This is a genomic window from Planktotalea sp. (genome assembly GCF_965659345.1).
Lineage (GTDB): Bacteria > Pseudomonadota > Alphaproteobacteria > Rhodobacterales > Rhodobacteraceae > Planktotalea.
Genome location: NZ_CBFHVK010000053.1, coordinates 1 through 1,740, shown reverse-complemented (window position 1 = coordinate 1,740; position 1,740 = coordinate 1). Strand labels below are relative to the sequence as shown.

Below are 1,740 nucleotides of genomic sequence, written 5' to 3'. Positions count from 1 at the left end.
CGCTCGTCGGCTCGTTTATCAACATTGTGCCTCGGGTGAATGCGTTGAAGCCGCGCTTGCCTTGAGCGACCTCGATCGCGTTGCAGACCGTTGGGGTGTCGACCGAGCTCAGGAGCTTGTGTAGTGAAGATTGCATGTGAATTACTCCTCTAGCCAACGCTCTAGCGCGGCATGTGTTTCAATGGGGCGTTCCAACGTTGGCAGGTGACCGGCGTCTTGTATGATGGTTAAGGTTGCTTGTGGCATCAGCTCGGCCATCAATTCGTGGCGATGCAAGGGGCAAAGTCGATCTTCTGCTCCGGTCAGGATCAGTGTGGGTTTGTCCCAGTTTACAAGAGTTTTCTTCTGATCGGGGCGGTCACGCAACGCCGCTGATTGGCGTGCGAACACGTCTGGGCCAAGGTCCAGCGCCATTTCCATACAAAGGTCCAGCACTTCGCCGCGGCGCTGGCCATTGGCCAGGTAGTTTGGCTTCATTTCGTCGCGCATAACGCTGTCCAGTTTCCCCGCCATAGCTTTGTCAATTTGGGGTTGCCGCATCGCCTTGATCTGCTCGGTTTCCGCTTCGCAATTCGTGTCCATCAGGCATAAGCGCGTCACCCGTTCTGGCGCCTGACGTATAACTTCCATTGCAACAATGCCGCCCATCGACAACCCCGCTAGGGCGAAAGTCTCAGGGGTATTCCGGAGCACGTCAGAGGCCAGTGCCTCAACGGTGTCATGCTGCGAAATATCAAGGCAACGGTTGTGCGGCATGTGTTGGAACAACCGCCCGTCGCACATCATTCCGGGCAAGAGAACAAGAGTCATTTGACTTGAGCGGCTCCTGCGGACAGGGCAGCAAGTTTCGCATAGGCGATTTCAGGATCGACGGCACCGAAACCAGCGAAGGTTCCAAACCCACAATCTGATCCAGCGATTACGCGGTCATGGCCAACGATGTCTACGAAACGTTCGATGCGCTCCTGTACAAGGTCGGGATGTTCAACGAAATTGGTTGTGGTATCGACGACGCCAGGAACCAGGATTTTGTCTGCGGGAATGTCTGCTTTTCTGTCGCGAAAGACGGCCCATTCATGACCGTGACGGGGATTGCTGGTTTCAAAGAGCAGCTTGTTCGCCCCAACCGACATCAACGTGTCGAACATCTTGGACATGGGGATGTCGCAGACGTGCGGTCCTTCGTAATTTCCCCAACAAATATGGACCCTTACGCGGGATGGATCGATGCCTTCCAATGCGTGATTGAGGGCTTCGACGTGCGAGCCAGCGATCTTGAGGAATTCGTCGTCAGAGAGGTCGTTAAACAGCATGTGACGGGACAGCGCGAGGTCAGGGCAATCCAGTTGCAAATCAAGGCCGCTTTCGACAATCGTGCGATATTCTTCGCGCATCGCATCCGCCAAAGCCGCGAGGTATTCTTCGCGGGTTGCGTAGAAATCATTCTGCAAAAACAGTGAGATGACACCGGGGCTCGCGGCGTTCATAAAACCGCGTTCGATGCCATGTTCAGCCATGCCAGCCTTTAGGTTAGCGATGTCTTTTTCCAACTCGCCTTGGCCTTTGGATTTCACCTCTCCGACACACATCGGGCGCGCGTATTGAGGGGTGCCGCCATCATCTGCCAAACGCTTAAGAAAGGTTGGATATTTTTTTAGATCGGCAGGTGCATTGCGGGGGCTGTCGCCGTCGAAACCGGTGTAGCGGTCTTTGACGTATGTGGCATAGCTGATCTTTGAA

2 protein-coding genes and 1 pseudogene are annotated in these 1,740 nt (G+C 54.8%); all 3 read right to left on the bottom strand.

Annotation, left to right across the window (positions count from 1 at the left end; translation table 11 throughout):
- Positions 1-136 (bottom strand): annotated as a pseudogene (locus tag ACTG3Z_RS17520) (RraA family protein); the annotation flags it as partial.
- Positions 137-141: 5 nt separating this feature from the next.
- On the bottom strand, positions 142-810 hold the full coding sequence (locus ACTG3Z_RS17515) for an alpha/beta fold hydrolase (RefSeq protein WP_439144284.1): 669 nt from the start codon (positions 808-810) through the stop codon (positions 142-144).
- Positions 807-1,740 (bottom strand): epoxyalkane--coenzyme M transferase (locus ACTG3Z_RS17510; protein ID WP_439144283.1); only part of this gene is annotated, 934 nt, incomplete at its 5' end. The genes ACTG3Z_RS17510 and ACTG3Z_RS17515, both read right to left, overlap by 4 nt.